Origin of the sequence: Endozoicomonas elysicola (genome assembly GCF_000710775.1) — a bacterium.
GTDB lineage: Bacteria > Pseudomonadota > Gammaproteobacteria > Pseudomonadales > Endozoicomonadaceae > Endozoicomonas > Endozoicomonas elysicola.
In genome coordinates this window covers 1,183,825-1,188,824 of record NZ_JOJP01000001.1, presented here as the reverse complement: position 1 = coordinate 1,188,824, position 5,000 = coordinate 1,183,825, and the positions used below count along the sequence as shown (strand labels likewise).

The 5,000-nt window shown below is 46.3% G+C and carries 5 protein-coding genes (1 of these 5 running past the window's edge); all 5 read right to left on the bottom strand.

Translation table 11 applies throughout. The annotated features are described in order from the left end of the window. Positions 1-215, bottom strand: partial view of an RNA polymerase sigma factor RpoH gene (gene rpoH / locus GV64_RS04990; RefSeq protein WP_020583235.1) — the start only. Its footprint begins 640 nt before the window's first position; 215 of the gene's 855 nt are visible here — the first part of the coding sequence; the start codon lies at positions 213-215; the stop codon falls past the left edge of the window. A gap of 141 nt (positions 216-356) precedes the next feature. Continuing rightward, on the bottom strand, positions 357-1,412 hold the full coding sequence (gene ftsX / locus GV64_RS04985; protein WP_020583234.1) for a permease-like cell division protein FtsX: 1,056 nt from the start codon (positions 1,410-1,412) through the stop codon (positions 357-359). Then, positions 1,409-2,077 carry a cell division ATP-binding protein FtsE gene (gene ftsE, locus GV64_RS04980; protein WP_020583233.1) on the bottom strand — a complete coding sequence of 223 codons (669 nt, stop codon included), beginning with the start codon at positions 2,075-2,077 and terminating at the stop codon, positions 1,409-1,411. Before ftsE ends, ftsX begins: the two co-directional genes overlap by 4 nt. A gap of 131 nt (positions 2,078-2,208) precedes the next feature. Next, positions 2,209-3,531 carry a signal recognition particle-docking protein FtsY gene (gene ftsY / locus GV64_RS04975; RefSeq protein WP_020583232.1) on the bottom strand — a complete coding sequence of 441 codons (1,323 nt, stop codon included), beginning with the start codon at positions 3,529-3,531 and terminating at the stop codon, positions 2,209-2,211. Positions 3,532-4,250: 719 nt separating this feature from the next. Next, positions 4,251-5,000, bottom strand: a 750-nt coding sequence (locus GV64_RS04970) for a hypothetical protein (RefSeq protein WP_034844044.1), incomplete at its 5' end; no start/stop codon positions are given.

Genomic DNA, 5,000 nt, shown 5'->3' with positions numbered 1-5,000 from the left:
TAACCGGAATAGCTTTTGGCAATGTGAACCACAAAACGAAGGTGTGACATAACCAGCTGACGAGCCGCTTCAAGGTCATTATGAAAGAAGAGACGCTCAGCAAGACTTTTTTCCTGTTCGGCAGACAACACAGCAATGCTACTGACTGATGCGACATACGCATCAATATTACGACCAGGAACTAACATATCAATTGGTTGAAGACTGGTGCCCATAACTGACTCCGTCAAGATACCCTCTTATGTGGATTTGGACTCTATTAAAATAGTTGAAGTTCAAACTAATACTAATAATAACAACAATTAGCTTTATAATGGCTATCGACTTTACCGGATATTTTCTTACTTTACACGGACTTAATCAGGCACTAGAGCCTGAAAGTGCCGATAACAGCTGCTCATTGCCCCTAGAGCCCCGAAAAACATCCCAGAAATTAGCAATATGCCTAAAACTCCAAAACCGGGACCGGACAATACCATCTCACTATTGTACAGTCCGGCAATATTCATCACTTCATAACTCAAAACCATTAACAATGAAGAAACAATGACCTGGGCCAATATTGCACCTATTACGCCATACCAGATGCCCATATAAATGAAGGGCATGGCGATAAAGCCACGAGTCCCACCGACCATACTGATCACTTTAATTTCATCACGGCGGCTTTCAATATTGAGGCGGACAGTATTACTGATGACCAGAACGACCGTTAGCCCCAAAATCCCCCCCAGCATAATAGAGAAGCGTTCAAGCATGGTTAATATTGCCTGCAGCCTTTGCACCCACTGTCTATCCAGTCGAACTTCCTCCACCCCACTCATACTCTGAAAAGTGGCCACCGCATCATCCAGTTGCCGAAAGGAAACCCCACTGACAGGTATCAGCTGAATAACTCCGGGCAACGGATTAAACCCTAAAGAAGTAATAATATTCTGCAGTCCCGCCTTCTGCTGAAAGTCCTTTACCCCCTGCTCAGGCGATATATAAGCAACTTGTGCAATCAGCGGATGATCCCGATAGTCAACAATACGCTGATCAACTACTTTCTGACTGATCTCGTTATCAAGGTAAATCGAGATTCTCGGCTGCCCATCCCATGTAGAGCCCAACTGCTGAATATTGTTAACCAAAACAAAAAGCAGAACCGGCAGAGAAAAGGCCGCAGCAATCAACAGGCTATTCAGAAAACTGGCCAGTGGAGCCATCCGCAGCCGATGAAAGGCATCTTTACCTACCTGTCGATGAAGACTGGCCAGAGAATGGAGCGTTAGAGTTGCAGTTGTCTGCCGGTTAGCTCCTCTTTTATGTGCATCGTTTCCGGCTGCTTTTCCTGAAACAGCCTTGTCTTCTGAGAGGGTATGGCGGCGTCCATCACGCTGGCGCTCGCTATTTTTATTTAGCAAACTCACCGAACCTCCTGATCTGCAACCAACCTGCCATGATCAAGTGTCAAGATACGGTGTCGCATTCGAGCCACCAGAGCCAGGTCGTGACTGGCAATCAGCACGGTAACCCCAACCTGGTTAAAACTCTCAAAGAGCTTCATAATTTCAGTCGACAACTGCGGATCAAGATTACCGGTAGGCTCATCAGCAAGAATCAATGCTGGGCGATTAACCACTGCCCGAGCCAAACCAACCCGCTGTTGTTCACCACCAGACAGCGCAACAGGAAAGAGTTTTTCCTTGCTTAATAAGCCAACCATATCCAGTGCAGCACGAACCCGGCCAGCACAATCGCCAGGAGAATAACCGGCGATCAGGAGAGGTAAGGCGACATTATCAAAAACAGTGCGATCAAAAAGCAATTGATGATCCTGAAAAACCACACCAATATTTCTACGGAGATAGGGAATACGACTGTTCCTGAGAGTTCGCAGGTTATGACCTCCCACCCAGATCTGACCTGCACTGGAACGCTCAAGAAGCATGATCAGTTTCATCAGAGTGCTTTTTCCTGCACCAGAATGGCCAGTAAGAAACGCAATCTCTCCCCTGCTCAGGTGAAAACTGACCTGTTCAAGGCCAATATGCCCTCCCGGGTAGCGCTTACTGACACCGTCAAAACGAATCATCCAGCTGTCCTTACTTTACCCTCGGATGTTCTTTACTAGCCTGGATATTTAATTAAGGCTAAATACTCAATTTCATCGTTAGTTGATCAAGCAATTCAGTGGACAGCAACTACTGTCCACTGCCATTTAACTCAACCTTCCCTGGAAAATAGAGCTTTGACAAACTCATTAGCCGAGAATGGCCTCAGGTCATCAATCTGTTCACCCACACCCAAGAAGCGAATGGGCAGCTTCATCTGCTTGGACAGCGCAAAAATAACCCCACCTTTTGCAGTTCCATCCAGCTTGGTCAGTGCCATCCCGGTTAACTGCACCGTTTCATGGAACAGGCGAGCCTGACTCAATGCATTCTGGCCGGTACCAGCATCCAGTACCAGCAGCACTTCATGGGGCGCGCTGGGATCAAGTTTCCCAAGAACCCGCTTCACCTTTTTCAGCTCCTCCATCAAGTGATCCTTGTTATGGAGACGGCCTGCAGTGTCTGCAATCAGTACATCAACATTACGGGCTCTTGCCGCTTCGAAGGCATCAAAAATAACGGAAGCACTGTCAGCCCCGGTATGCTGGGCAATAACAGGAATTTCATTACGCTCGCCCCAAACCTGCAACTGTTCAACGGCAGCTGCACGGAAAGTGTCACCTGCAGCGAGCATAACCTTACGGCCTTCGGATTGCAGCTTGCGGGCCAGCTTGCCAATAGTGGTAGTCTTACCCACACCATTCACACCGACCACCAGAATCACGAATGGGGTATCCTGCTTCGGAATTACCAATGGCTGATCAGCAGGCTCAAGAATTTCTGCAAGCTCGGATTGCAGCGCAACCATCAGGGCATCCGCATCATCCAGCTCTTTGTACTTAACTTTCTGTGTCAGCTTTTCAATAATTTCAGTGGTAGCTTCAACCCCCACATCAGCAACCAGCAACTGAGTTTCCAGTTCATCCAAAAGATCATCATCAATCTCTTTTTTACCGATGAACAGTTCTGCAACGCCTTCGACCAGAACGTTACGGGTTTTGCTCAGTCCCTGTCGCATCCTGGCAAAGAAGCCGCCTTTTACTTCAGGCTTGCTCTCTAACGAAACAGGCGTGTTTTCGGGCTGTAATTCTGGCTCAGCGGCTTGAGGAGTTTCAGTAGTTACTGCTAAAACAGGGACTTCTTCATCAAAAGTTCCTGGTACTTTGTGAGCGGATTCACCCAGAGGCTCATGATGAACAGGCTTATCTTCAGGGTGCTCAGCAACCTCAGGCACAACGTCAATAACACCTGCTGAAGACTCAGAAGCCGACTCTGGAGTAACTTCGGGTGTTTCTACAGTGGATACAACGTCTTCTACTGCAGGCTCAGCCTTTGGCTCTACCTGTTCTTCAGAAACTTCGTTCTGGGTACGTCGACCCCAGGGCCAAAAACTGCGTTTGGCTTTTTTCTCATCGTCTTTGCGCGAACCGAACATAGACTACTTCGATAACCTTGGTGGGAGAGCCTGATGAGCGAGATGATCACATATCTGAAGCCAGTCCGGAGCGGTCTCCGTTATAAAGCTCATTAGAAGCAATAACAATCAATCATGCAGGCTATGAATAATCGCTTATCCTATCTTAATTCAGGCTGTCACGAAATGAACTTTATTTAGGAAAAAAGTCCAACTCTCATGAATCCGAATGAACCAATCCACAATAAAAGATTGCTGCTCTGGGCAACTGGAGGTCTGGCACTTATCTTTCTGGTCTATTTTATTTCGCCAGACCCGATTAGTCACACACACACGGCAGCTATAATGGAAGGTGGACCAGCTCGATTTAGTCGTACCACCCACCCAGTCAATGAGACGGTATCTCATGTGAGATCAGACTAGCAGACCGTTTACGCACACTGTGCAGATTTTCTCCGAACGACACCCATTACAGCAATGAGCTGTAATCAGAAAAAGGACCAATACGAATACAAACTTGTATACTCCAGCCATCGAGCTGCCAAAATAATAGATAATTTACTTTCCTGCCGAATACAGCCATGAGGGAATAAGTCGTTCTTATCAGACGCTATTCTCAGCAACCATGACTACTAAGAATATATTAATGTGTTTGTTAACGAACACCCAAGATACGCTGAAATAAATTAAGCTATTTTTAAAGCTCAAGTCTCACCTTAACAGCATAGGCGCGTGGTTTATCAGGGAGCCTTTTCATAGTCATCTTTGATATCATCAAGATTTTGTTCAAGACTAGTCACGTTACTTTCATGCTTCTTTGTTTTATCGTGCAATAATTGCACTGCTTTTTCTTCTGATGGTACTACTTCCAAGGTTTGACGAAGTACTGTTTGTTGATCCTTTGCGCTGGCAAAGGATCCCATAAAACTATTCAGTCCCTTCATCATTTCACTACGAAAATTCTGCCTGGCCTCTTCGACAGCCTTTTTGACGGCTATCTCTATTTCCCTTTCTACTTCTCTTCTAAGAGCTTTTTGTTCAGTTTCAATCTTTGTGAGTTTTGCTTCAGTTCGATCGAGTGTTGAGTTGATAGTTTTGATATCACGCTCCAGATTTTTTTTAACAGACCTGATATCTCCTCGTAATTCATCTGCAGTCTGGTCGATCCTGCTATTAACTCTGGACTCAGTTTTACCCATTTCGCCTTTAAGTTTACTGACGGCGGTTTTTCTTGCATCAGCTTCCGCCTCAATCTGCTCTTTAACCCGAGCTTCTTTCTGTCCAAGCTCACGTCTCAAGTTGCTGGTGTCAGCTATTCGCTCACCAGTTTCTGCATCAATCTGCTCAGTCACCCGAGCCTCTGCCTTATTCAGCTCACCTCTCAGGTTACTGGTGTCGGTTTTACGGGCGTCAGTTTCTGCATCAATCTGCCCAGTCACCCGAGCCTCTGCCTTATTCAGATCACCTCTCAGATTACTGGTGTCGGTTTT

What these genes read in the sequence shown, in the direction of transcription:
- ftsE (WP_020583233.1), bottom strand. Translation starts at nt 2,077, where the DNA reads ATGATTCGTTTTGACGGTGTCAGTAAGCGCTACCCGGGAGGGCATATT.
- ftsY (WP_020583232.1), bottom strand. Translation starts at nt 3,531, where the DNA reads ATGTTCGGTTCGCGCAAAGACGATGAGAAAAAAGCCAAACGCAGTTTT.